This is a genomic window from Phenylobacterium sp. (genome assembly GCF_004297125.1).
Classification (GTDB): Bacteria; Pseudomonadota; Alphaproteobacteria; order Caulobacterales; family Caulobacteraceae; genus Phenylobacterium.
Window position 1 is genome coordinate 104,047 of the sequence record NZ_SCVD01000028.1, and the last position, 21,755, is coordinate 125,801.

Annotated in this window: 26 protein-coding genes; 12 read left to right on the forward strand and 14 right to left on the reverse strand. The window is 69.2% G+C overall.

Annotated elements, in window-relative coordinates:
• Positions 1-8: 8 nt before the first annotated feature.
• Positions 9-1,721, forward strand: a complete 1,713-nt coding sequence (locus tag EPO51_RS20580; protein WP_293354083.1) for a hypothetical protein — start codon at positions 9-11, stop codon at positions 1,719-1,721.
• 130 nt (positions 1,722-1,851) lie between these two features.
• On the opposite strand, the gene EPO51_RS20585 is transcribed toward EPO51_RS20580, so the two are convergent.
• Positions 1,852-3,102 (reverse strand): hypothetical protein, encoded by a 1,251-nt coding sequence (locus EPO51_RS20585; protein WP_293354084.1) that lies wholly within the window; start codon positions 3,100-3,102, stop codon positions 1,852-1,854.
• Between the two features lie 89 nt (positions 3,103-3,191).
• Complete coding sequence (locus EPO51_RS20590; RefSeq protein WP_293354086.1) at positions 3,192-3,491, reverse strand: hypothetical protein; 300 nt, start codon at positions 3,489-3,491, stop codon at positions 3,192-3,194.
• Between the two features lie 77 nt (positions 3,492-3,568).
• Between EPO51_RS20590 and EPO51_RS20595 the strand changes: the two genes are divergently transcribed.
• Positions 3,569-3,946, forward strand: coding sequence for a hypothetical protein (locus EPO51_RS20595; RefSeq protein ID WP_293354088.1), 378 nt, complete (start codon positions 3,569-3,571; stop codon positions 3,944-3,946).
• 154 nt (positions 3,947-4,100) lie between these two features.
• Here EPO51_RS20595 and arsB read toward each other — a convergent pair whose 3' ends face one another.
• The 3 genes from arsB to EPO51_RS20610 are packed head-to-tail and all read right to left on the reverse strand — an operon-like array spanning position 4,101 to position 6,140.
• Positions 4,101-5,219 (reverse strand): ACR3 family arsenite efflux transporter, encoded by a 1,119-nt coding sequence (gene arsB, locus EPO51_RS20600; RefSeq protein WP_293354438.1) that lies wholly within the window; start codon positions 5,217-5,219, stop codon positions 4,101-4,103.
• A 41-nt stretch (positions 5,220-5,260) separates the two neighbouring features.
• A complete protein-coding gene (locus EPO51_RS20605) occupies positions 5,261-5,779 on the reverse strand; it encodes an arsenate reductase ArsC (protein ID WP_293354090.1) in 519 nt (172 codons plus the stop codon).
• 7 nt (positions 5,780-5,786) lie between these two features.
• Positions 5,787-6,140, reverse strand: a complete 354-nt coding sequence (locus EPO51_RS20610; protein WP_293354092.1) for an ArsR/SmtB family transcription factor — start codon at positions 6,138-6,140, stop codon at positions 5,787-5,789.
• A 122-nt stretch (positions 6,141-6,262) separates the two neighbouring features.
• Here EPO51_RS20610 and EPO51_RS20615 point away from each other — a divergent pair, with 122 nt between their 5' ends.
• The 3 genes from EPO51_RS20615 to arsH are packed head-to-tail and all read left to right on the forward strand — an operon-like array spanning position 6,263 to position 7,897.
• Entirely contained in the window at positions 6,263-6,754 is a 492-nt protein-coding gene (locus tag EPO51_RS20615; protein WP_293354094.1) for an ArsI/CadI family heavy metal resistance metalloenzyme, read from the forward strand.
• Positions 6,755-6,797: 43 nt separating this feature from the next.
• Positions 6,798-7,124 (forward strand): ArsR/SmtB family transcription factor, encoded by a 327-nt coding sequence (locus EPO51_RS20620; protein WP_293354096.1) that lies wholly within the window; start codon positions 6,798-6,800, stop codon positions 7,122-7,124.
• Between the two features lie 29 nt (positions 7,125-7,153).
• Entirely contained in the window at positions 7,154-7,897 is a 744-nt protein-coding gene (gene arsH, locus EPO51_RS20625) for an arsenical resistance protein ArsH (RefSeq protein WP_293354098.1), read from the forward strand.
• A gap of 33 nt (positions 7,898-7,930) precedes the next feature.
• On the opposite strand, the gene EPO51_RS20630 is transcribed toward arsH, so the two are convergent.
• Positions 7,931-8,272 (reverse strand): ArsR/SmtB family transcription factor, encoded by a 342-nt coding sequence (locus tag EPO51_RS20630; RefSeq protein WP_293354100.1) that lies wholly within the window; start codon positions 8,270-8,272, stop codon positions 7,931-7,933.
• A gap of 131 nt (positions 8,273-8,403) precedes the next feature.
• On the opposite strand from EPO51_RS20630, the gene EPO51_RS20635 reads away from it, so the two are divergent.
• On the forward strand, positions 8,404-9,150 hold the full coding sequence (locus EPO51_RS20635) for a glucose 1-dehydrogenase (protein WP_293354102.1): 747 nt from the start codon (positions 8,404-8,406) through the stop codon (positions 9,148-9,150).
• Between the two features lie 316 nt (positions 9,151-9,466).
• On the opposite strand, the gene ilvC is transcribed toward EPO51_RS20635, so the two are convergent.
• Entirely contained in the window at positions 9,467-10,486 is a 1,020-nt protein-coding gene (gene ilvC / locus EPO51_RS20640) for a ketol-acid reductoisomerase (protein ID WP_293354104.1), read from the reverse strand.
• A gap of 384 nt (positions 10,487-10,870) precedes the next feature.
• On the opposite strand from ilvC, the gene EPO51_RS20645 reads away from it, so the two are divergent.
• The gene (locus tag EPO51_RS20645; RefSeq protein WP_293354106.1) at positions 10,871-11,251 is read left to right on the forward strand and encodes a GFA family protein; all 381 of its coding nucleotides are present in this window, start codon (positions 10,871-10,873) and stop codon (positions 11,249-11,251) included.
• The gene (gene arfB / locus EPO51_RS20650) at positions 11,251-11,679 is read left to right on the forward strand and encodes an alternative ribosome rescue aminoacyl-tRNA hydrolase ArfB (protein WP_293354108.1); all 429 of its coding nucleotides are present in this window, start codon (positions 11,251-11,253) and stop codon (positions 11,677-11,679) included. The genes EPO51_RS20645 and arfB overlap by 1 nt, the downstream gene beginning before the upstream one ends.
• Here the strand turns inward: arfB and EPO51_RS20655 are convergent.
• Positions 11,676-11,852, reverse strand: coding sequence for a YegP family protein (locus tag EPO51_RS20655; protein WP_293354110.1), 177 nt, complete (start codon positions 11,850-11,852; stop codon positions 11,676-11,678). The two genes, arfB and EPO51_RS20655, sit on opposite strands and share 4 nt — an antisense overlap.
• A 97-nt stretch (positions 11,853-11,949) precedes the next feature.
• Between EPO51_RS20655 and EPO51_RS20660 the strand changes: the two genes are divergently transcribed.
• Positions 11,950-12,510, forward strand: coding sequence for a hypothetical protein (locus EPO51_RS20660; protein ID WP_293354112.1), 561 nt, complete (start codon positions 11,950-11,952; stop codon positions 12,508-12,510).
• A 45-nt stretch (positions 12,511-12,555) separates the two neighbouring features.
• Here EPO51_RS20660 and clpB read toward each other — a convergent pair whose 3' ends face one another.
• Positions 12,556-15,141, reverse strand: coding sequence for an ATP-dependent chaperone ClpB (clpB, locus tag EPO51_RS20665; RefSeq protein WP_293354114.1), 2,586 nt, complete (start codon positions 15,139-15,141; stop codon positions 12,556-12,558).
• Positions 15,142-15,333: 192 nt separating this feature from the next.
• Here clpB and EPO51_RS20670 point away from each other — a divergent pair, with 192 nt between their 5' ends.
• Complete coding sequence (locus EPO51_RS20670; protein WP_293354116.1) at positions 15,334-16,620, forward strand: OmpP1/FadL family transporter; 1,287 nt, start codon at positions 15,334-15,336, stop codon at positions 16,618-16,620.
• On the opposite strand, the gene EPO51_RS20675 is transcribed toward EPO51_RS20670, so the two are convergent.
• From EPO51_RS20675 to EPO51_RS20690, 4 genes are read right to left on the reverse strand one after another with little or no spacing between them, the layout of a single operon-like run.
• Entirely contained in the window at positions 16,617-17,051 is a 435-nt protein-coding gene (locus EPO51_RS20675) for a DUF1178 family protein (RefSeq protein WP_293354118.1), read from the reverse strand. The genes EPO51_RS20670 and EPO51_RS20675 overlap by 4 nt on opposite strands.
• 8 nt (positions 17,052-17,059) lie before the next feature.
• A complete protein-coding gene (locus EPO51_RS20680) occupies positions 17,060-17,875 on the reverse strand; it encodes a carbon-nitrogen hydrolase family protein (protein ID WP_293354120.1) in 816 nt (271 codons plus the stop codon).
• A gap of 19 nt (positions 17,876-17,894) precedes the next feature.
• A complete protein-coding gene (gene grxC, locus EPO51_RS20685; protein WP_293354122.1) occupies positions 17,895-18,158 on the reverse strand; it encodes a glutaredoxin 3 in 264 nt (87 codons plus the stop codon).
• 32 nt (positions 18,159-18,190) lie between these two features.
• Positions 18,191-18,958 (reverse strand): phosphoribosyltransferase family protein, encoded by a 768-nt coding sequence (locus tag EPO51_RS20690; RefSeq protein ID WP_465246616.1) that lies wholly within the window; start codon positions 18,956-18,958, stop codon positions 18,191-18,193.
• Between EPO51_RS20690 and EPO51_RS20695 the strand changes: the two genes are divergently transcribed.
• Complete coding sequence (locus EPO51_RS20695; RefSeq protein ID WP_293354126.1) at positions 18,958-19,800, forward strand: methyltransferase domain-containing protein; 843 nt, start codon at positions 18,958-18,960, stop codon at positions 19,798-19,800. The two genes, EPO51_RS20690 and EPO51_RS20695, sit on opposite strands and share 1 nt — an antisense overlap.
• Positions 19,801-19,859: 59 nt before the next feature.
• Positions 19,860-20,753, forward strand: a complete 894-nt coding sequence (locus EPO51_RS20700; protein ID WP_293354128.1) for a hypothetical protein — start codon at positions 19,860-19,862, stop codon at positions 20,751-20,753.
• Here the strand turns inward: EPO51_RS20700 and EPO51_RS20705 are convergent.
• Positions 20,750-21,754: a beta propeller repeat protein gene (locus tag EPO51_RS20705; protein ID WP_293354130.1), complete on the reverse strand. Its 1,005-nt coding sequence runs from the start codon at positions 21,752-21,754 to the stop codon at positions 20,750-20,752. The genes EPO51_RS20700 and EPO51_RS20705 overlap by 4 nt on opposite strands.
• Position 21,755: the final 1 nt, after the last annotated feature.

Consider the following 21,755-nt stretch of genomic DNA (forward strand, 5'->3'; position numbering starts at 1 on the left):
GCGAGACCATGCAAATCTCGGTGACCACAACCCCTGTCACGATGACCCAGGCCCCGGTCGCTGCGACAGCGTCCGCCTCCGGGGCATCCACTCAGGACGCCGCCGCGTCGAACAGTGTCCAAGCCTCCGATAGCGCCGTTGTCATTAGCCTTAGCGATGCGGCGAAGGCCGCGTTGGCCGCTGGCTTAACGGATTCAACCGATGTGACCGCCCCAAAGGCGACCCTGGCCGTCGATCCGGCCCAGGCGCTGCGCGACCAGTTCAACCAGGCCATCGCGGCCCTGAACGACACCTCGGGCGCTGCCTCGGTTGATGACCAGCTTGCGGCCTATAAATTCGTCAAGGACACCCTGCTGAACGGCCCCGCCAGCCAGGGCCAAGCCGATCCGAACCTGCAATACGCCGTTGATCTAGCCAATTCGGCCTTCTCCCAACGCGCCGATCAGGTGAGCGCCTATATGAGGTCCGTAGGAGCGGGCGCCGACAGCAGCCAGTCGCCGACCTGGTTCTCCGATGGCGCCAAAGTCTATGAGCAGAAGCTGGCCGCCTTCGACAGCTTGTCCGCGGTGGACCAGCAAATCTATGTCGGCGTCGAGGCTACATACAGCCAGGAGCGCCGGGAGGTCTTCTCCTTCGCCTGGGACCAGGGGGCGATCATCACCACCCCCGAAGAGTATCGCGTCAATCTCCAGGCGAATGCCGACGTGATGCGCGCCCTCCAAGTGGCGATGAACGACCCGCACTACGCCGCCACCACCGAATATAACGGCGTCCTGAAGGATAGCTCCACCGGCAGGCTCGATACGCAAATCCAGCTCGCTCAGACAGCCGGCGACCAGCAAACGGTGGATCTGCTTTCCCTGCGCGACTATCGCGGCACGGCCAGTTGGACGCAGAGGGCCCAGGCCTACTTCGCCGAATACGGGCCCGCGCCGACCAGCGAGGCCCAGCCGGTCGCCGCGCCGCCGCCCTTCCTGGCTCAGCCCGCCCAGGCCCATAGCGCCGCCGGTGCGGCGGCTCAACGGATGGTCGATGCGCTCCGGACCATGAACGACCCGATGGCCTCAACCGACGCCAAGTTCGCCGCACTCGCCGACAGCAGAAAAGGTACGGGCGTACTTTACTGGCTCTCACTCGACAGCGGCTTTTCCAAGCAAGTCACCGCCACCCAGAACGCCTACTCGAGTGCGATGGCGGCTGCAGGGCGGGCAGCAGGTGGCGCCGGCGACAACTTCGACATGTCGGCCTTCGCCCGATACCAAGCCGGCTATCTAGACCGGTTGTCCGCCGACGACCAACGCGCGGTGGCCTTTGATCACGGCTATACTGATGTCGATGCGTTCAGGTCCTATCTCACCGAGGTGGCGGAGCAAGCGGAGCGGGCGATGGCCAGTCAGGCCGCATCGGCGCAACCCGACTCCAAGACGCCGGCCGAGCGGGCGTTGGACACGCTGATGGCGATCAACGACAAGATGCGCGAAGACCGCGAGGCCGCCGCCAAAGCCGCTGACAAGGCGGATCACCAGCCCAAGGATGCCAACGCCGCCGCCCTGACGATCCTCCAGAGCGCGGCCGACGCACGCCAAACTTGGCTGGACGACCTCAAGGACAAGGCCGCCAAGGACGCCCAAGACGCGGGCGAAAAGTCCGCGAACGATCCGGCGTCCTCGAAGTCGGGCAAGACCGACGCCATCGGCTCCACGCTGGATCAGGTGACGTGAGACTCAGCGGGCCGTCGAGCCGCCTAACCGTAGTGCCCCCCGGAACTCCGCGTCCGCTTAGCATCGCGAGCACGGCTTTCCGCAAGCAGACCTTCTCCAAGGTCCGAGAAGGGTGGATGAAGGACGTTGCTCAATAGATGGGATCAAGGCGCCAGCCGGTGAAACCGAGGAGGAGGACGCCCAGGTCGCGGACCGGGCCGCGCTCAGGAGACCAGCGATTGATGTAGCGGTAGCTGCCTCGTTCACTGGCTTCCACGATCCAGTTCGCGCCGTCCACGCCAGGGCTGCAGTCCCTGGGGGGCAGGTCGAGGACCTGACCCGTCGAGAGCGTCTTGTTCAGCCTGGACACCTCATCGCGCGTGAGCAGTCGCTCGACACGAGCTTCCACCCGGCCCGGACCATATCCACCGGCCCCCGAGAGCTTCTTCGCGGTCAGCCGCATTGCACCGCCGCGAAGCTCATCGATCCGGACGACGACCGGAGCGTGAAAAGACCGCAGCCAGGTGAAGCGATAGGTTCGTGTCTCGCGCGACGCGACTTCCTGCGAAGCCAGATAGAGCGATGCCTCCTGCGCGGCCCGCAGGTGAGTCGAATACCATTCAGCCTCGAAGTCCTCGATGCCCCTCAACTGTTCAACATTGGCCACGCCGTCGCGGGCACAGACGACGGTTGTGAGGTTCCGAAACGCCGTCGGGAAGTATTGTTGCGGCGGAAGCCGATCGAACCGACCTTCGCCCGCAGCCGCGACCACGATCGCCATCCCCATGACACCCAAGGCCATCACGAAGCCGAGTGGACGGATGCTGATATCGCCGGCTGGAACCGGCGCCGGAGGCCAGCTGTGGACCTTGAGGTCATGGTGCGTTGAGCGGGGTCGCGAGGCCTTGCCATGACGGCTCCCGAACGCGGATTGGGCGCCCGTTTCGCCACGAGGACGCGAACGCCACCAAGTGTAGCCGGTCGCGGCGCCGCTGAGCGCGGCCAAGACAAGGATCTCGATCGGCGAACTCGACCCAATGACGAGAGATAGAGCCGCCCAGACGAAGCCCAGTCCCCCGACTGCGCCGACGGTGATATAGGACGCGGCGCCCTCGGTCCCGAAGCGGCGAAGCGCTAGCGCGGCGGGCATACCGATCACAAGTGTGGCGGTCGTCACGAGTCCTAAGGCGCCGGCTGCGACAATGCCGATCTGGACGTACAGAGGGAGGGCGTCCGGCGACCTCCAGCGGTCGGAAACGGCGGAGATGGCAAGAAACAGCGAAGGGACCGAAGCGGCCGCCATCGCTCCCACCAACACAGCCCTGAGGAACCCCGCAGCCATGGCTAAGCCTAGCTCGGACAGGCTCCGATGCAATGTTTCAGACGGGTCGAGAGCGGTCATCGGCTAGGCGCTCGAAACCGAAGTCCCCCAAACTCTGCCGAAGGCGGACGCTGCGAAGCTCCGAGATGGGTGGAAGGGTGACTTACGTCTTAGCTCATGATGCCGCCGGTCCTTGCCCACCCCTCGAGGGACGGATGTAGTTCCGTGTGCGGGAAGAACGGGTCGGTCTCGGCGGTCCATGTGAGGTGAACTTGCGCCACTTCGTTTTCGCCGACGCGGAAGAGAAAGTCGTCCCTGCGCTCGTGTCTGGCGAGCAACCGTGCGGATCGCCCGAAGAGCAGATGCTTGGGCGGCATCTCCCGCGCAAGCTCCAGTTCCAACGAGCGCCGTTCTTGTGGATCAACGACCCACCGCCAGCCCCCGGGCAACTCTGTGGAGATCACGTTCACAGCCAAAGCCTAGCTCGAACTTCGACGTCCGCAAGGCGCGGGTTGTAGACTTTCGCTTCTCCCTCCACTGTTTGGAGATGAACAACGACGAGGCGCAGTTCGAGATCGAGATCGCGGACGATGGTAGCGTCCGGCTGACCGGCAAAGCGGCCGTGCCGGTGCTCTCGCGCCTCGTAATGGCGGCGAAGTTCCAGATGGAACTCAACGCCGAGCATCTTCTAAGTCCTTACGTGGACCTACTCTTGGATGAGCTGACCAGGGTGGCTCCAATGCCGACCGAAGATTGGAACAATCCAGCCAACCTCACGCCACCTGAAATCCACGCCGCGGTAGAAGTTGTTTGCCGCTATCGCGACCAGCACGAGCCCGAGCGAGACTTGCAGGACCTCCTGCGGGTGGCATTGAAGCCCTTTGATGTACCGCTTGAGCGGCTCTCACTGAGCCGTCGAAGCTAACTTCCGCTTAGGGTCGGTTTCGCCAATTGGCTCTGGGCTCAATAGCTGACGTTCGCCCCTTCGGCCTGGGAGCTGAGGAGCGTGCGCCAAAATCCGCATGGCTGGATCCCGACCTGGGTCCCAGCAGCAGCACCGTGTCGGGTGCGACCTGGGGTCAGGTGGCGACCTCGCCGTCTTCCTTCGCGAACCTTTCCGGCTTCCGGTCGAGCACGGCTTCGGACGGCCGGGCCGCCGCCACCCGGCGAACGGCGCCGCCGCGCTCGTACCAGCCCTTCGAGCGGTTCACGATCGCGACCACCGTGAGCATCACCGGCACCTCGATCAGGACGCCGACGACCGTGGCGAGCGCGGCGCCGGACGAGAAGCCGAAGAGGCTGATGGCGGCGGCCACGGCGAGTTCGAAGAAGTTGCTCGCGCCGATCAGCGCGGACGGCCCCGCGACGCAGTGGGCCTCGCCGGTGAACCGGTTGAGCAGGTAGGCGAGCGCGGAGTTGAAATAGACCTGGATGAGGATCGGAACGGCCAGCATCGCGATGATCAGGGGCTGGGAGATGATCTGCTCGCCCTGGAAGCCGAACAGCAGCACCAGGGTCGCCAGCAGCGCGGTCAGCGACACCGGGCCGATCGCGGCCAGGGTCCGCTGCAAGGCCGCCTCGCCCCCGCGTCTCAGGAGGGCGCCGCGCAGGAGCTGCGCGATGACCACGGGCACGAGGATGTAGAGGCCGACCGAAAGCAGCAGGGTCTCCCACGGCACGGTGATGGCCGAGAGCCCGAGCAGCAGGCCGACGATGGGCGCGAACGCCACCACCATGATCGCGTCGTTCACCGCCACCTGGCTCAGCGTGAAGTTGGGCTCGCCCCGGGTCAGGTTGCTCCAGACGAAGACCATCGCCGTGCAGGGGGCGGCGGCCAGGATGATCAGCCCGGCGATGTAGCTGTTGATCTCGCCGGCCGGCAGGTAGGGACGGAAGAGGTAGCCGATGAAGAAGGCCCCAAGCGCCGCCATGGAGAACGGCTTCACCGCCCAGTTGACGAACAGGGTCACGCCGATCCCGCGCCAATGCTGGCCGACCTGGCGCATGGCGCCGAAATCGACCTTCATCAGCATGGGGATGATCATCAGCCAGATGAGCACCGCCACCGGCAGGTTCACCTTGGCGACCTCGGCGGAGCCGATGGCCTGGAAGACGGTGGGGAAGAGGTGGCCGAGGCCGACGCCCGCGACGATGCAGAGGGCGACCCACAGGGTCAGGAAGCGCTCGAAGCGCGACATGGCCTTGGGTCCGTCGGACGCGGCCGGCGGTTCGATCGTGGTCATTGGGCGGAGCTGGTGTGGTCGGCCTTCTGGCCGATCTCACGCAGCTTGGTCTGCAGCGACATCCTGTCGAGGGAGGCCAGCGGCAGGTTCAGGAACAGGCGGATGCGGTTGCCGAGCATGCGCGCGGTGTCGCTGAAGGCGGCGGCGATCTCCGCCTCGGATCCCTGAACCGCGGCCGGGTCCGGCACGCCCCAGTGGGCGGTGATGGGCTGCCCCGGCCACACCGGACAGACCTCGCCGGCGGCGTTGTCACAGACCGTGAAGACGAAATCGAGGGCGGGCGCCCCCGGCGCCGCGAACTCGTCCCAGGACTTCGAGCGGAAGTCCTCGAACGCGAAGCCCAGGCTCTCGACGATCGGGCGCGTATGCGGGTTCACCCGGCCGGTCGGCATGGAGCCGGCGCTGTACGCCTTGAAGCGCCCCCGGCCTTCCCGGTTCATCAACGCCTCGGCGATGACCGAGCGCGCCGAGTTGCCGGTGCAGAGGAAGAGCACGTTGTAGGTCTTGTCCGACATGAGGTCCTCAGGCGTGTGGGGGTTCGGGGCTGCAGCAGCTGTTGGCGACCGCGGCCAGCGGGGCGCAGATCTCCGGAACGCCGGCGCAGCAGTCTTCCATCAGGAAGGTCAGCAGGGTGCGCATCGCCTCGTAGTCGGCGGAGTAGATGATCGACCGGCTCTCGCGCCGCGAATTCACCAGCCCCGCCTGGGAGAGGATGTTCAGGTTGGTCGAGAGCGAACTCGCCGGCATCCCGAGACGCGACGCGATCTCGCCCGCCGGCAATCCCCCCGCACCGGCCTGCACGAGCAGCCGGAAGGCGTTCATGCGCCCCGGGTGAGCCAGGGCCGACATGGCGTCGACGGCGTCGTTGGTTTCCATATTTCTACCCTACGGGAATTATGCGTCGCATTTATGACGCTCCCCTGCAGCCTGCAAGCTTGACATCCGCGTCGCCTTCTATATTTCCAGAAAACCAGGAACCTAGTATTATGGAGACGGCTATGAAGCGGATGCATCTGCATGTGAGCGTTCCGGACCTGGCCCAGTCCATCCGGTTCTACGAGTCCCTGTTCGGGGCGGCGCCCAGCGTGGTGAAGGACGACTACGCCAAGTGGATGCTCGACGATCCGCGGGTGAACTTCGCCATCTCGGAGCGCGAGCGGGAGCCGGGGGTCGACCACATCGGCATCCAGACGGACACTTCGGAAGAGCTCGCGGTGCTGGCGGGACGCCTGAAGGCGGCCGGCGCGGAAACCTTCGACCAGACCGCCACGACCTGCTGCTACGCCCGGTCCGACAAGAGCTGGGTCCGCGATCCGGCGGGCGTGCGGTGGGAGACCTTCTACACCTTTGGCGAGGCCACGACCTATGGCGAGGACGAGAAGGCGGACCTGACGCCGGCGGCGGCAGGCGCCGATGCAGCAACGTCGGCCTGCTGCGGCGCGCCGGCGCCCGCGGAGGCGGCAGCGACGCCCGCGGCGAGCTGCTGCTGAGGCGCGGGGTTGCGCTTCCAGGTCCCTAGAAAGATAGAGGGACATGTCCGACCTTCTTGAAGACGAGGCCGTCGCCGGCCTCGCCGCCCTGGGAAGCGCGCCGCGCCTTCGCCTCTTCCGCCTGCTGGTGCGGGCGGGCGAGGCGGGGGCGAACGCCACCGACCTGGGCCGGCGGCTCGGCATCCCGGCCTCGACGCTCGCCCACCACCTGGCGGCGCTGACCCGGGCGGGCCTGGTCCGCCAGACCCGCCGCGGCCGCGAGGTGCTCTGCACGGCAGCGTACGACCGGGTCGCCGCGCTCTCCGCCTATCTCACCGAGTCCTGCTGCGCGGGCCTTGCCGCCGAAGCCGCCTGTGGCGCGGCGGCCTGACGCCGCCGGACACGTCGTTGGAGTTCCCTGTGACCGACTTTCCGGCGCTCGCCGCCCAGTTCGCCGACACGCCGACGCCGGCCCAGCTGGAGCCCGTGACGGCGACGCGCCATCCGCCCCGCATCCTGTTGCTCTACGGGTCTCTGCGGGAGCGCTCGTTCAGCCGCTTCCTGACCTTCGAGGCCCAGCGTCTGCTGGACCGGATGGGGGCCGAGACGAAGGTGTTCGACCCTGCCGGCCTGCCGCTGCCCGACAGCTGCACGGCCGACCACCCCAAGGTGCAGGAACTGCGCGACCTCTCGGCCTGGTCCGAGGGCCAGGTGTGGACCAGCCCGGAGCGCCACGGCGCGATCACCGGGATCATGAAGGCGCAGATCGACTGGATCCCGCTGGAGATCGGAAGCGTCCGGCCGACCCAGGGCAAGACCCTGGCGGTGATGCAGGTCTCGGGCGGCTCGCAGTCGTTCAACGCGGTGAACACGATGCGCCTGCTGGGCCGCTGGATGCGGATGATCACCATCCCCAACCAGTCCTCGGTGGCCAAGGCCTACCAGGAGTTCGACGAGGACGGCCGGATGCGGCCCTCGGACTATTACGACCGGGTGGTCGACGTGATGGAGGAGCTGTTCAAGTTCACGCTCCTGACCCGCGACCGCAGCGACTACCTCGTCGACCGGTACAGCGAGCGGAAGGCCTCCGGCCGGCGGACCGTCCAGGTGGAACTGAGCGAAGCGGCCATGTCCCACGAGCGTCCCGCCCAAGCCGCCGAGTGAGCGGGCCCCTCGCCCGGGGACCACCCCGGGCGGCTAGGCCGCCTTCGCCGCCGCCTCGATCCTATGGGCCTCGATGATCGCTGGGATCAGGCCGGGGAAACGCTGCTGGATCTCGGGGCAGCGGGAGGTGTTGCGCATCTCGACGCCCTGGCGTTCGGAGCGGATCAGGCCGGCCTCGCGCAGCACTTTGAAGTGCTGGGACAGCGAGGACTTGGGGATGGCGCGGTCGCCGACGCTGGCGAAGGCCTGGCAGGTCTGTGCGCAGGGCGCCCCGGCGATGTCGACGAAGATGGCCACGCGCACGGGATCGGACAGGGCATGGAGGATCGCCTCCAGCCGGACATCGTCGATCGAGGGGTGAAACAGCGGCCTCATGACATTTCCAAGGTAGGGGCTCTTGAAAGCTAGTTCAATAGTTCCGATTTCCTGAACTATTGGACCAAGGCGACCCCGCCATCCCGGCGCCGGACGCTTCGGTCCCCCATTTCGTTCAAGGGAATCCAACCATGTCCAAGCTCGCGGGTAAGGTCGCCGTCGTCACCGGCGCCTCGAAGGGGATCGGCGCGGCCATCGCCAAGGCGCTGGCCGCCGAGGGTGCGTCGGTCGCCGTCAACTATGCGTCCAGCCAGGCCGGCGCCGACGCCGTGGTGGCCGAGATCACCGCGGCCGGCGGCAAGGCCATCGCGGTGGGCGGCGACGTCTCCAAGGCGGCCGGGGCGCAAGGGATCGTCGATGCGGCGATCAAGGCGTACGGACGCCTCGACATCCTGGTGAACAACTCCGGCGTCTACGAATTCTCGGCGCTGGCCGACATCACCGAGGCGCAGTACCGCAAGATGTTCGACATCAACGTGCTGGGGGTGCTGCTCACCACCCAGGCGGCGGGCAAGCACCTGGGCGACGGCGGCAGCATCATCAACATCGGCTCGGCCATCACCAGCCTCTCCACGCCGGAATCGGCGGTCTACACCGGGACCAAGGCCGCGGTTGAGGCGATCACCGGCGTTCTGGCCCTGGAGCTCGCGGGTCGGCGCATCCGGGTGAACAACGTCAATCCCGGCTATGTCGAAACCGAAGGGACGCACAGCGCCGGCATCGTCGGCTCGGACATGGCGTCGGGCCTGGTCGCCCAGACGCCGCTGGGCCGGGCGGGCCAACCGCAGGACATCGCCGACATAGTCGTGTTCCTAGCGTCCGACGACGCGCGCTGGCTGACGGGCGAGACCCTGGTCGCCAGCGGCGGTCTGCGCTGAATCGGAGCGAAAGCGCCTCAGCCTTCGCGCCGGGACGCTACCGCGCCAGCCAGCGGGCCGGCATGCGGTATTCGGCGCGGCTGGGGCGCAGGAGGTCGAGGCCGACCAGCAGGCCCAGGCCCATGAACTTCAACATCGTCCGCGCCACACGCATGCCGCCCTCCCGATTGTGACAGCAACGGCCAAACCGGGCGGGAAGTTGCAGCGAGTCGGTGACGGCGTCGTGTCAGCGAACGGAAAACGGCCCGGGAGCGATCCCGGGCCGTTCTCTTGTGAGGCTGGATCCCCGCCTTCGCGGGGATGACTCGCTGCGCGGTCAGTTGCGGGCGGTGTCGACCAGCTTGTTCTTGGTGATCCAGGGCATCATGGCGCGCAGGCGCTGGCCGACTTCCTCGATCTGGTGTTCCGAGCCGCGGCGACGCGTGGCCTTGAAGGAGGGGGCGCCGATGGCGTTCTCCTGCATGAAGTCGCGCACGAAGCGGCCGGACTGGATGTCCTCCAGCACGCGCTTCATCTCGGCCTTGGTGTCGGCGGTGACGATGCGCGGGCCGGTCACGTATTCCCCGTACTCCGCGGTGTTGGAGATCGAGTAGTTCATGTTGGCGATGCCGCCCTCGTAGATCAGGTCCACGATCAGCTTCACCTCGTGCAGGCATTCGAAATAGGCCATCTCCGGCGCGTAGCCGGCCTCGACCAGGGTCTCGAAGCCCGCGCGGATCAGTTCCACCAGGCCGCCGCAGAGCACGGCCTGCTCGCCGAACAGGTCGGTCTCGCATTCCTCGCGGAAGTTGGTCTCGATGATGCCCGAACGGCCGCCGCCGATGGCGGACGCGTACGCAAGACCGAGGTCCATGGCGCCGCCGGTCGCGTCCTGATGGACGGCGATCAGGCAGGGCACGCCGCCGCCCTTTTGGTACTCGCCGCGCACGGTGTGGCCGGGGCCCTTCGGCGCGACCATCAGCACGTCGATGCCGGCGGCCGGCTCGATGAGGTTGAAGTGGACGTTCAGGCCGTGGGCGAACAGCAGCGCCGCGCCGTCGCGGATGTTGGGGGCGATCTCGGCGTTGTAGATGCCGCGCTGCAGCTCGTCGGGGGCCAGCACCATGAGCACGTCGGCCCACTTGGCGGCGTCGGCGACGCTCATCACCTTCAAGCCGTCGGCTTCCACCTTCTTGGCGGTGGCCGAGCCGGGCTTCAGGGCCACGGCGACGTTCTTGGCGCCGGAATCGTGGAGATTGAGCGCATGGGCCCGGCCCTGGGAGCCATAGCCTACGATGGCGATCTTCTTGTCCAGGATGCGGGAAATGTCGGCGTCGCGGTCATAGTAGACGCGCATGATCGTTCTCCTGAGACAATGAAACTCGGCTGATCCGCGCAACGGCGGCGTCGCAAAGCCGGGGGTGTGAAGCGTTTTTTTGCGGAAAGGTCAAGGGAAGCGGCGTCACAGGCGAGGCCTCGGCGCGCTCTGATCATCGGGTGGGTCCATCGGTCCTTACTCCTGGGCGGGGACGGACGGAGCTCAAGAAAAAGCCCCGTCCGGATCCCGGCGGGGCTGGTGTTGCGGTCTGCGGTCGCCTTGGCCTAGCGCACGACATCCCTCACCGGCCCGCCGGAGGCGGTCGGAAGAAGGTTTACGAGCTGCATGGCGAACGCGCGCATGGCGGCGCTTTAGCACGGCGCCTCTCTCGTCGGCTAGGCCGAACCGTGGCATTCGGAGGCCATGATCGAACGCACCGCATCCTGCGCCTGCGGACAACTTCGGGTCGTCTGCCGAGGCGAACCCAAGAGCGTGTCGCTGTGCCATTGCCGCGAATGCCAGCGGCGGTCGGGCGGGCCGTTCGGCGTGGCGGCGTTCTTCGCGGCCGAGGCCGTGACGATGGCCGGAGAGGCGTCCGTCTACCGGCGGCCGTCGGACACCGGTTTCGACGTGGCGCATCGCTTCTGCCCGGCCTGCGGCTCGACGGTCTGGTGGGAGGCGATGCGCAAGCCAGGCCTCGTGGCGGTGGCGCTGGGCGCGTTCGCCGACCCGGACTTCCCCGGACCAACCCAGGCGGTCCGCGGCGAGACCCGGCACCGCTGGCTGCCGCAGGGCCTCGGTTGATGCCGATCGAGGTGACCCAGAGCCTGTGGCTGGACGACGACGAGGTGCAGATCCGCGCGGTCCGGGCGTCCGGCCCCGGCGGGCAGCACGTCAATAAGGTCTCGACCGCCATCGAGCTGCGGTTCGACGTGCGCGGGTCGCCGTCGCTGCCCGAACCGGTTCGGGCCCGGCTCTACAAGCTGTCGGGCAACCGCCTGACCATGGACGGGGTCATCGTCCTGGTGGCTCAGGAACACAGGTCCCAGGAGATGAACCGGCAGGCGGCGATGGAGCGCCTGCTGGACCTGATCCGCGAGGCCGCCAAGCCCCCGCCCCCGCCGCGCAAGAAGACCAGGCCGACCTACGCCTCGAAGCTGCGGCGCCTCGAGGGGAAGACCAAGCGGTCGAGCGTGAAGGCGATGCGGGGGCGGCCGAAGGGTGACGACTAGCTGTTGTCTTCGGTGGGCGCCTCGGGGCCGTTCTTCTTGATGCTGTCGATGGCGTTCTGCGCGCTGGCCTTCGAGGCGTAGCCTTCGGTCGAGAAGATGGTCTCGGAATTGTACTTGAAGCGGACCCGGAACTCGCCGGCCTTGTCCTTGTAGATCTCGAACTTGTGGGCCATCGGAGCGTCTCCTGGTGAATTGGAGCCTGAGCTTAGGTCGGCGATCGTGACGGCGCTATGGCAAGGTTTGGCCGCATTCGCCTATAAGGTGGGCATCATGTCCGCCCCCCGACTCTCCGTCCTGGGCGCCCTCGCCGGCGCCGCCCTGCTCTCCGCCTGCGCACCCAGCCTGGGCCCGCCGCCGCCCGGAGGCGGTTCGCGGCCCCCGCCCCCGCCGCCCGTGACCGGCAGCGTCAACTTCTCGGCCCAGGATTTCGCCTGGTCGCAGCGTCCGGGCAGCAACGTCATCGCGGGGCGGGTCGCCTATCGCCAGGGCGCGGCTCGCTTTACCTGCGCCGGATCGGCCGTGGTGCTGACGCCCGAGACGCGATGGTCCAGCCGCCGGATGGCGGCCCTCTACGGATCGACCCAGAGCGCCGCGCTACCCACCGACGAGGTTCGCGCCCGGACGCCGAGCGCACCGGCGGGCGACGCCGGCCCGTTCGTGAAGCGCACGACCTGCGACGAGGCCGACCAGTTCGCCTTCGGTGGCCTGCCCGACGGCGCCTGGTACGCCATCACCATCGCCCGGCCGGCCGGCCGGCCCGACGCGCCCACGGTGGCGCTGATGAAGCGGGTCGTCGTGCGCGGTGGCCGCACGGTGGCGCTGGCGATGTAGCAAAACGCCCGCCGGTTTCCCGGCGGGCGCTCTCATGAACTGGGGCTAATGCACCCGCGCGCGGCCGATCTCCAGGCCGTCGGCGCTGGCGTGGACCTCGATCACCGAACCGTCGACCAGATCTCCGGCCAGCAGCTTGCGGGCGATCGGGTCGATCAGCTCCTTCTGGATCACCCGCTTCAGCGGCCGCGCCCCGTAGACGGGGTCGTAGCCGCGCTCGCCCAGCCAGTGCAGGGCCGCATCGTCCAGGGTGATCGACATCCGCCGGTCGGCCAGGAGCTTCTCCACCCGCTGGAGCTGGATACGGACGATGTTGTCCATCTCGCCGCGGCCCAGCCGCTTGAAGAGGATGATCTCATCCAGCCGGTTCAGGAACTCGGGCCGGAAGTTGGCGCGCACGACCTCCATCACCGCGGGCCGGGCCTTCTCCACATCCTCGCCATCGGCCAGGCCGGCCAGATAGTCGGCGCCCATGTTCGAGGTCATGATGATCAGCACGTTGCGGAAATCGACCGTGCGGCCCTGGCCGTCCGTGAGGCGCCCGTCGTCGAGCACCTGCAGCAGCACGTTGAACACGTCCGGGTGGGCCTTCTCGACCTCGTCGAACAGCACGACCTGGTAGGGCCTGCGCCGCACACTCTCGGTGAGCGCTCCGCCTTCGTCGTAGCCGACGTAGCCGGGGGGCGCGCCGATCATGCGGCTGACCGAGTGCTTCTCCATGTACTCGCTCATGTCGAGGCGGGTGATCGCCCCCTCGTCGTCGAACATGAATTCGGCGAGCGCCTTGGTGAGCTCGGTCTTGCCGACGCCCGTGGGGCCCAGGAACAGGAACGAGCCGATCGGCCGGTTCGGGTCCTTCAGCCCCGCGCGGGCCCGGCGCACGGCGTCGGAGACGGCCAGCAGGGCCTCCTCCTGGCCGACCACCCGCTTGCGCAGACCGTCTTCCATGGCCAGCAGTTTTTCGCGCTCGCCCTCCAGCATCTTCTCGACCGGGACCCCGGTCCAACGGCTGACGACGGCGGCGATCTGCTCGGCGTCCACGACCTCGGGGGCCATGGCCTCGTCCTGGCCCTCGGCGGCCTCGGCCTCGGCCAGGCGCTTTTCGAGCCCGGGGATCTCGCCGTAGGCGAGCTCCGAGGCGCGCTGCAGGTCGCCGCGACGCTGGGCGGCCACCAGTTCGGCGCGCAGCCGGTCGAGCGCTTCACGGGATTGCGCGGCGGAGGAGACCTTCTCCTTCTCGGTCTTCCAGCGCGCGCCCATCTCGGCGGACTGGGCCTCGAGCTCGGCGAGCTCCTCTTCCAGCTTCACCAGCCGCGCCTTGGAGGCGGCGTCCGGTTCCTTGGCCAGGGCCTCGCGCTCGATCTTCAGCTGCACGACGCGCCTGTCGATCTCGTCCAGCTCCTCGGGCTTCGAATCCACCGCCATCCGCACCCGGCTGCCGGCCTCGTCCATCAGGTCGATGGCCTTGTCGGGCAGGAAGCGGTCGGTGATGTAGCGGTTGGAGAGCGTCGCGGCGGCCACGATGGCGCTGTCGGAGATGCGCACGCCGTGGTGTACCTCGTACTTCTCCTTCAGGCCGCGCAGGATCGAGATGGTGTCCTCGACCGAGGGCTCGTCCACCATCACCGGCTGGAAGCGGCGGGCCAGGGCGGCGTCCTTCTCCACGTGCTTGCGGTACTCGTCGAGCGTGGTCGCGCCGACGCAGTGCAGCTCGCCGCGGGCCAGGGCCGGCTTCAGCAGGTTGGAAGCGTCCATGGCCCCGTCCGACTTCCCGGCGCCGACCAGGGTGTGCATCTCGTCGATGAACAGGATGATCGAGCCCTCGGCGGCGGTGACCTCGTTGAGCACGGCCTTCAGCCGCTCCTCGAACTCGCCGCGGTACTTCGCGCCGGCGATCAGGGCGCCCATGTCGAGCGCCAGCAGCTTGCGGTCTTTGAGCCCCTCCGGCACGTCGCCGTTGACGATGCGCTGCGCCAGGCCCTCGACCACCGCGGTCTTGCCGACGCCGGGTTCGCCGATCAGGACAGGGTTGTTCTTGGTGCGGCGCTGCAGGACCTGGATCGTGCGGCGGATCTCCTCATCGCGGCCGATCACCGGGTCCAGCTTGCCGTCGCGGGCGGCCTGGGTCAGGTCGCGGGCGTAGCGCTTGAGCGCGTCGTAGCCCTCTTCGGCCGAAGCGCTGTCGGCGGTGCGGCCCTTGCGGACCGCCACGGCGGCGTCCTCGAGGCCCTTGGGCGTGACGCCAGCGTCCTTCAGCAGCTTGGCCGCGTCGCCGCCTTCCTTGGCCAGCGCGATCAGCAGCCGCTCGGTGGTGACGAAGGCGTCGCCGGCCGCCTTGGCGCCGGCCTCGGCCTCGGCGAAGACGCGGGCCGTCTCGGGCTTCATGTAGAGCTGGCCCGAGCCGCCTTCGACCTTCGGGATGCGGGCGAGCTGCGCCTCGACGGCCTTGTCGACCTCGTCGGGGCGGCCGCCGGCGCTCTGGATCAGGGCGCCGCTCAGGCCGTCGCGCTCTTCCAGGAGCACCTTCAGGATGTGTTCGGGCGCGAGCTGCTGGTGCCGGCGGGCGAGCGCGAGGCTCTGCGCCGACTGGATCGCCTGCTTGGCGCGATCGGAATAGATATCGATGTTCATGGGTCCCCTACTCAGGCGGATAGCCAGCGGCCGCCTTGATCAAGCGCAGCCTCCGTATGTTGCCGATGTAGTGTGGCCGATAAGCAACACAAGGCGCCCGGATCGCGAAAAGCAATGGGTCGGGCGCCCGACCCAGGCAACACCTTTGGATAGCTGTCGGTTCACGCCCGGCACACCTATCTGCGGGCGACCATGCGCACCTTCATCCCCCTCATCCTCGCCGGCGCCGCGGTTTGCGGCCTCGCTTCCTCCGCCCAGGCCGCGGGCTTCTACCTGCAGGAACAGTCGGTCCGCGGCGCGGGCCGGGCCTATTCCGGCGAGGTCGCCGACACTGGCGTGCAATCGCTGTGGTGGAACCCCGCCGCCATCGCCCGCTCGCCGCGCCAGGCCTATGTGGGCGCGCACGCCGTGCTGGTGGACGCGGACGTGACCGACACCGGCTCGACCATCACCTATCCGGGCGGGGCGACCATCCCGGTTGGCGGCGAGGGCCGGGCGTTCAAGCCGATCCAGGACGGCGTGGTCCCGAACTTCGCCATCGCCACGCCGCTCGGCGACCGGTTCGCCGTCGGCCTTTCGATGGCCGCCCCGTACAACTTCACCACCAAGTACCGGCGAGGGGCCTGGGCCCGTTACGACGCCCTGGAGTCGCGCCTGAACAGCGCCGACGTCCAGCTCACCGGCGCCATGAAGGTGACCGACTGGCTCGACCTGGGCGTGGGCGTGAGCGCCGAATACGCCGACGCCAAGCTCTCAACCGCCTCGCCGAACCTTTCGCCCCTGCTGCCGGATGGCGTCACCCAGCTCAGCGGCGACGGCTGGGACTTCGGTTGGACCGTGGGCGCCCAGGCGCATTTCGACCGCCTGACCCTGGGCGCCAGCTATCGGTCCTCGATCGACCACAAGCTGAAGGGCGACGTCTTCGTGGGCGGCCTGCTGGGCCCGCTGGCCGGCGGCAACGTCGACGCACCGGGCTCCGCCGGTTTCTCCACCCCCTGGATCGCCACCCTGGGCGCCCGCTATGCGCTGACCGACAGGCTGACCGTGAACGGCCAGATCCAGCGCATCGGCTGGGGCGAGTTCGACGCCATCCGCGTGAAGACCCCCGGCGGCCCGCAGACGCTGGCCCAGAACTACAACGACGTGACCTCGGGCGGCGTCGGCCTCGACTATGCGGTGAACGACCGCCTGACCCTGCGCGCCGGCGTCCAGTACGATCCGACGCCCACCCCCGACGACGAGCGCACCGCCCGGGTGCCGGACGGCGACCGCTGGCTCTATGGCGCGGGCGCGACGGCGAAGCTGAACCACCGGCTCACCCTGGACGTGGCGGCCGCCTACATCGACTTCGCGTCCAGCGACGTGCGCCACGACACGGTCTTCTATCCGGGCACGCCCGCCGCCACGACCACCCGGCTGAACGGCCGCGTCGAGGGCCAGGGCTACATCATGTCGGTAGGCCTGACCTCGAGCTTCTAGTTGAGCTCCGACTTCTTCAGGGGCTCGGGCGGCAGGGGGGCGACGGGGACGCCGTCCTCGACCAGGTCGCGGACCTCCTTGGGCGTGGCCTGGCCGTAGATGCCACGGTCCTCGGCCTTGCCCTCGTGGATGGCGCGGGCCTCGGCGGCGAAGCCGTCGCCGACGTCGTCGAAGTTCTCCTCCACGTGGGCCCGGATGCGGCCCGCCGCTTCCATCATCATCGACTGGACCTTGGCTGGGCTGGGGTCCTGGGGCGCCGTGCGCTTCGTGCCGGTGACCGCAGGGGCCATGATCTGCTTACGGACCATCTTCGACGCGCACATGGGGCAGTCGAGCAGGCCGCGGCCCTGCTGATCGTCGAAGTCCGCCGAGGAGGCGAACCAACCCTCGAACTCATGTTCGTATTCACAGGTGAGGGCGTAGCGGATCATCGGTAGCTCTAAGGACCTGTGAAGGCCCGCGCGTTGGTCAGCACGGGGATGGCCGCCCGCGCCTTGGCCGGCGCGGCGGAATCGAGGTCGGCCAAGAGCACGCCGGGCTCGTCATGGTCAAGTTTTGCAATGACTTGCCCCCAGGGTTCCACGACCAGGGAGTGGCCGTAGGTGCCGCGGCCGTCTTCGTGGAAGCCGCCCTGGGCCGCGGCCAGGACGTAGGACCCCGTCTCGATGGCCCGGGCGCGCATCAGCACCTCCCAGTGGGCCTCGCCCGTGGGGCGGGTGAAGGCGGCGGGGATGGTGATCACGATGGCCCCGGCTATGGCGAGCGCCCGGTGCAGGGCCGGGAAGCGCAGGTCGTAGCAGATGGTCAGGCCCACCTTCACGCCGTCGACGTCCGCCACCACGGCGCGGTCGCCCGGCTCATATGTCGCAGATTCGCGGGCCGTCTCGCCGGTGGGCAGGTCGACGTCGAACATGTGCAGCTTGTCGTAGGTGGCGGCGATCGAGCCGTCCGGCCGGATCAGCACCTGGCGGTTGGCGACCTTGCCGTCCTCGCGTTTCACCAGGGCCGAGCCGACGTCGATCCAGACGCCGAGGTCCTTCGCGGCGTCGCGCAGGCCGTTCACCACCGGATCGTCGGCGAGCAGGGTGAGCTGCGGCAGCAGGGTCTCGCGATCCTTCTGCAGGATGTTGGTCCCCTCGGGCGTCACGATCAGCCGCGCGCCGCCGCTGGCGGCCTCCCGGACCAACGGCAGGACGTGGGCCAGCGCCGCGGCGTGGGTCGCGGGGGTGCGGGTTTGGATCAGGCCGACCTTCATGGCCCGACCTATAGCCCGATCACGCCGCCCGGAGCAGCGGGTCCAGTTCGCCGGCGCGTTCCAGGGCCATCATGTCGTCGCAGCCGCCGATGTGGCGGTCGCCGACGAAGATCTGCGGGAAGGTCGCGCGACCGCCGGAGCGCTGGAGCATCTCCTGGCGCTTGTCGGCATCGAAGGCCGCCTCGACTTCGGTGAACTCGACGCCCTTCTGCTCCAGCAGCGTCAGCGCGCGGATGCAGTAGGGGCAGAACGGCTTGGTGTAGATGGTGACGGGTTGGGTCATGGGGCTCTAACGAAACACGCCTCGGTTCAGCTTCATATGGTGAGTCCAGCCGCGGCCTGAACCCTGGCGACAACGGCCAAATCGACGCGGGCCGCGCCCGCCGCCTTGAGCGCCCGCGCACAGCCTTCCGCGGTGGCGCCGGTGGTCAAAACGTCATCGATCAACAGGATGCGCAGGCCTTCGACGCGGCGGGGGTCCGGGACCTCGAAGGCGCCGGCGACGTTGCGCTTGCGCCCCGAGCCGGACTTGCCGCCCTGGGTGGCGGTGGCGCGGCGGCGGACCAGGGCGTCGGGCAGGTAGGGCGTGCCGGTCATGGCCGCGAGCGGCCGGGCGATCTCGGCGGCCTGGTTGTAGCGGCGGCGCAGCAGGCGCAGCGGATGCAGGGGCACGGGCGCGATGGCGTCCGCCTCCTCGATCAGCTCGCGCGCGCTCCTCGAAAGCCAGCGGGCGAACATCGGGGCCAGGTCCAGGCGGTCGGCGTGCTTCAGCTTCAGGATCGGGTCGCGGGACGTCTCGTCGTAGAGACAGGCCGCCCGGGCGGCGTCGAAGGCCCGGGGCTTGGCGAGGCAGGCGGCGCAGCGGGCGCCGGGATCGAACTCGAACGGCGCGCCGCAGCCGTCGCAGACCGGGCCGTCCAGGAAGCGGATCCGGCTCCAGGCGCCGGCGGAGAAGCCGCCCGCCAGGGGCCGCGGGCCGCCGTCCAGCGATTGCGGCGGGAACAGCATGTCGAGGGCCACCCGCCAGGCCATCTGGACTCGGGGCTTCCAACTGGCGGCGAATTCGCCATCTTCCGCGCTCAATGCCCAGCCCTGACCATCTCTCGCCCCCTCGCCTCTTCGACCGCACCCTGCACCGCAAGCGCCTGGACCGCGCGGCCCGGGCTTACGCGAACGCGGACTTCCTGCAGCGCCGGGCCGCCCTGGACGTGGCCGAGCGCCTGGCGCCCATATTGCGCAGCTTCCCGCTGGCCGTCGACCTCTCGGCGCGCGGCGGCGCCTTCGCCGAGGCCCTGGCGCAGGAGGCGCCGGGCAAGGTCGGGGCCCTGATCGAGGCTGACCTCTCGCACCGGATGCTGGCCGGCCGGGGGGGCCTGCGGGTCGTGGCGGACGAGGAACGCCTGCCCTTCGCCGACGCCAGCCTGGACCTGATCGTCTCGACGCTCGGCCTGCACTGGACCAACGACGTGGTGGGCGCCCTGATCCAGATCCGCCGGGCGCTGAAGCCGGACGGGCTGTTCATCGGCGCCTTTCTGGGCGGGACCACCCTGACCGAGCTGCGCCAGTCGCTGGTGGCGGCGGAGAGCGAGATCCTGGGCGGGGCGGGCAGCCGCGTCTCGCCCTTCGCCGACGCCCAGGACGCGGCTAACCTGCTGCAGCGGGCGGGCTTCGTCCAGCCGGTGAGCGACGTGGATTCGGTGACGGTGACCTACGAGCACCCCCTGAAGCTGATCGCCGACCTGCGCCAGATGGGCGAGACCAGCGTGCTGGCGGATCGTCATCCGAAACCACTCACGCGCGCCCTGCTGGAACGCACCTTCCAGCTCTATTTCGAACGCTTCGGCGGCGAGGACGGCCGCGTGCCGGCGACCTTCGAGATCCTGACCCTGACGGGCTGGGCGCCCGCGATCCCGGCCGCCAGGTAAGACTCCGCTAACCATCTGGCCGCGAAACTGGCGCGGGGGGCTCCTCAGCGGGGGTCCAGATGATCGTCGACAAACTCAAGTTCCTGGCCCTGGCCGCCACCGTGGCGCTCGCCGGCTGCGCCACCAGTTCCGCGCCGCAGAAGCCGGTGAAGAAGGGCCCCTACGTCGGGGTCGACGGCGCGCTCGCCAGCCGGGCCAGCGCCTTCGAGGCCTATACGCGCAAGGCCACCGCCATCGACGCCTCGTTCTCGGGGCCGGGCGAGATCGCCGAACGCCTGCGCACGGCGGCCGGCTACGAGCCCAAGGAGCTGGAGGCCGGCATGATCGCCTATGCCGCGCTCGCCGCCATGCAGGAGCCGTCGTTCGTGGCGGGGGTGCGGGCCAAGGGCCGCGACGTCTCGCGCCGGCTGGCCGCCGATCCGGACGCGGCCATGGACCTGCCGGGGGCGTCGGCCGCCGCCGCGCGCGCCAACGCCGCCCTCGCCCGCCGCGGCGAAGCGCTCGCCGATGCGGGCGCCCGCGTGAAGAAGGCCTCCTACAGCGTGCAGCACCAGCCCTGGTCGCGGGCGCGGCTGACCAATGGCCCGCAGCGGCTGGCGGCGGTGAAGCAAGCGGCCGGCTATCGCGCCGACCCCGCCGACCGCGGCCGCCTGACCGCGGCCCTGGCCGAGGGCGGCCGGCGCGGGGGGACCAGCCCGGTGGTGTCGCGCGGCGTGGCCCTGGCGGCCCTGAGCGTGCTGGGTCAGGACGGCGCCGGCCGCTCCCTGCTGAGCGAGCCCCGCAGCGGCCAGTGCCTGCGCATCGCCAAGCTCAACTACCACCAGTGCCTGGCGGCGGCGGGGACGCACTACGAGGACATCTATTGCCTGGGCGTCCACGCCATGACCGACCCCGGCCAGTGCGTGGTGGAGGCCACCAAGCCCGCCAAGATGCGCCGGGCCAGCCTGGACTAGGGCCTCACCCACACCCCGACGCGCCCCTTGCCGCCCGCGGCGACGCAGGTTCCGGCGCGGCAGGCGATGGCGTGGAAGGCTTCGGCATCCACCTGGCGCCAGCTCTGGCCGTCGTCGGTGCTGACGGACGTTCCGCGCGGGCCGACCGCGATCAGGGACCTGGCGCCGAGGCGTCCGACGCCCTCGATGAGGCGAGGCGTTCCTTCATGGGGCGGCGTCCAGACGTCGAACGCTTCGACCAGGGCGATGGCCTCGCCGGCGCGCAGTTCGTCCTTGTAGTCGCCGCCGACCACGACCGCGCGATCCTTCCCGAGCGCCATCCCGCCGAACACCCCGGCTGTCGCCGAACCGGCCAGCGGCCCCTCGACGGTGTCCCAGCTCTCGCCGTCGTCCCGCGAATGGGCGATGCGGCCCTTGGGCAGTCCGCCGGAGACGATCCAGACCTCGCGGCCCGGGCCCAGGAAGAGGGCGGAGTTGCTGGCCGCGAAGGCCGCCTCGCCCGGCTCGACCAACGGGCCGTCCAGGCGGGTCCAGGTCTTGCCGGCGTCGGCGCTCCGCAACAGGAACCAGCGTCCGTCGATCGGATCGCCGAGCACGAAGCCGCGCCGCCCGTCCCGGAAGGCGACCGCGTCCAGAAAGCTGCCCGGCAGCCGGGTCTCGAAGGCGAGGGTCCAGGTCCGGCCGGCGTCTGCGCTGCGGTAGAGGCGCGCCTGGCCGGCGGGCCCGTCACCGGCGCTCATCAGGATCGCCGTCCGCGGGTCCGGGGCCGCCACGCCGCGAAAGTCGAGCGCCGCGCCGCCGGCCGGCGCCACGCTGCGCCAGGTCCTGCCGCCATCCTCGGTGACCGCGTGCGTCCCCTTGGAACCGGACACATGGAAGCGCTGGCCGTCGACGACCGCGACGGCGCGCAGGGTGGCCTCGCCGTTCGGCAGGTCGATATGCTTCCACGCGGCCTGGGCCGGCGTGGCGAGCAGGGCCGCGGCGAGCGCCAGGCTGCGCATG